The sequence below is a fragment of the Streptomyces sp. W16 genome (genome assembly GCF_033194735.1).
Classification (GTDB): domain Bacteria; phylum Actinomycetota; class Actinomycetes; order Streptomycetales; family Streptomycetaceae; genus Streptomyces.
In genome coordinates this window covers 1-1,922 of record NZ_JAWOAI010000968.1, presented here as the reverse complement: position 1 = coordinate 1,922, position 1,922 = coordinate 1, and the positions used below count along the sequence as shown (strand labels likewise).

Here is a 1,922-nt window from a genome sequence, read left to right as displayed (position 1 = left end):
ACGCGGCGCGGACCTTCCGCCTGCCCACGATGCCCGCGGTGATCAGGGCGAGCAGCAGCGCGCCGACCACCGCGATCGCCGCGGCCAGCGGAAACGTGAACGCCGCGGACTGCCCGGTGCTCGGCGCGGCCGACTGCTGTCCCGAACTCGGGGCGGCGGAAGGGGAGTTCTGGCTCCCGGTGTCCCGGGCCAGCTGGACTTCGGGCCCCGAGGCGTCCTGCGGCAGGCGCAGGATCCAGCCGGGGTGCAGCTGGTCGTCCGCGCTGTTCAGCGCCCCGCCGTCCTTCTGCGCCTGACCGCGGTTGAGGGCGAGGATCTCGCCGGCCCGTGACGCGTCGCCCAGCGTGGCCGTGGCGATCGACTGCAGGGTGGCGAGCTGCCCGCCCGTCTGCGCCGGGTCCGGGACCACGAACACCTTGATCAGGTCGTCGGCGGCGGGCGCAGCGCTCGCGGAGGCGGCGCCGCCGAGCGCCATGAGACACGCCGCCAACAGCGCCGCCACGGCGTGCAGGAGCGTCAGTGGCAGGCGGTGCGCCCTGTCCGTCGCCGGCCTGTGCTCGGGCCTTGTGCCCGCGCCCTTGGTCATCGTGTCCACCCATGCCCTCCGAGGTTCCGTTGCACCGACTACACGGAGCCGCCCGGCGAGAACGTTCGATGCGAAGTCGCATGAACCTTTCGGAGCCCGGCGAGAACGCGCGACGCGAACTCGCCTGAACCTTTCGCGACACCGACCCCGTGTACCTGGCGACCACACGTCACAGGCAGCGCACCGGGGGATCGCACATGGCACGTCGGCACTCCAGGCCCGAGGACTTCCAGCTCGTCGGCATGGACTCGGACCCGACACCCGGCGACCCCGACCTGATCCAGGGCGTGATGAAGCGCTACCGCGACATCGGCGACGCGGCGGAGAAGGCGCTGAACGTCCTGAAGAAGGACGGCTCGATCTCGCAGGGCCGCGGTTCGGCGATGGACGCGCTGAAGGACAAGATCGGCGACGATCTCCCGGACAAGCTGAGCAAGACCGTGACCTCCTACCACGACGCCGCCCAGGCCTACAGCGACTACATGCCGCGGCTGCGCGAGGCCCAGGACACCTTCGACCGGGCCGTGGACCAGGCGCAGACCGCCGCGCCGCAGGCGAACCAGACACCCAAGGAGCTCAGCGCCAACCCGACGGACGCGGAGAAGTCGCAGGCGCGCAGCACCCAGGACGCCATCGACACCGGCAAGGCCCAACTGGGCGCGGCCAAGAGCCTGGCCGAACAGGCCAGGACGATGCGGGAGAGCGCGCAGCGACAGTGTGCCGACGTACTGGACCGGGCGGCGAACGAGGCGATTCCGGAGCGGAACGTCTTCCAGAAGATCGCCGACTTCTTCAAGGACTTCCCCTTCGTCCAGATCCTGCTGGCCGCCCTCGTCGCCGTCGTGGCGGTGTTCTTCCCGGTGGTCGGCGCACTGCTCGGCGGGGCGCTGTTCCTGTTCAACCAAGTCGTCGCCAGTCAGACCGGGGGACTCAAGGCCGGCGACTTCATCCTCGGTCTGATCGGGATCGTCCCCGGCGGCGCCCTGTTGAAGCTCGGCGGCAAGGCCGTCCAGGCGATCGCTCCGGCCGCCGTGGCCGCCGTGAAGAGCTCCGGGTTCATCACCAAGAGCGCCGGCACGATCACCAAGATCAGTGAGTCCCTCACCAACAGCAAGATCGTCAGTGGTGTCCTCGCCAACCCGGTCGGCAAGGTGGCCACGGAGGTCACCGGCAAGTTCCTGACCAACTCGGCGCTGGAAGCGGCCGGGAAGGCGGCCAACGGCGACAAGATCACGGCCGCGGGCGTCTTCGCGGGAGCCGCCGCCGGTGCCGTGGCCGGCGTCGCCTTCAAGGGCGGAATCGGCGCGATCGGCAAGCGGCGCGGGAACCCCGTCGT

Annotated in this window: 1 protein-coding gene and 1 pseudogene; one reads left to right on the top strand and one right to left on the bottom strand. The window is 70.5% G+C overall.

What is annotated here, in order from left to right:
- A pseudogene (locus R6V09_RS52025) lies at nucleotides 1–595 on the bottom strand (hypothetical protein); the annotation flags it as partial.
- 188 nt (nucleotides 596–783) lie between these two features.
- Here R6V09_RS52025 and R6V09_RS52020 point away from each other — a divergent pair.
- On the top strand, nucleotides 784–1,922 hold a 1,139-nt coding region (locus R6V09_RS52020; protein WP_317888383.1), incomplete at its 3' end, for a putative T7SS-secreted protein.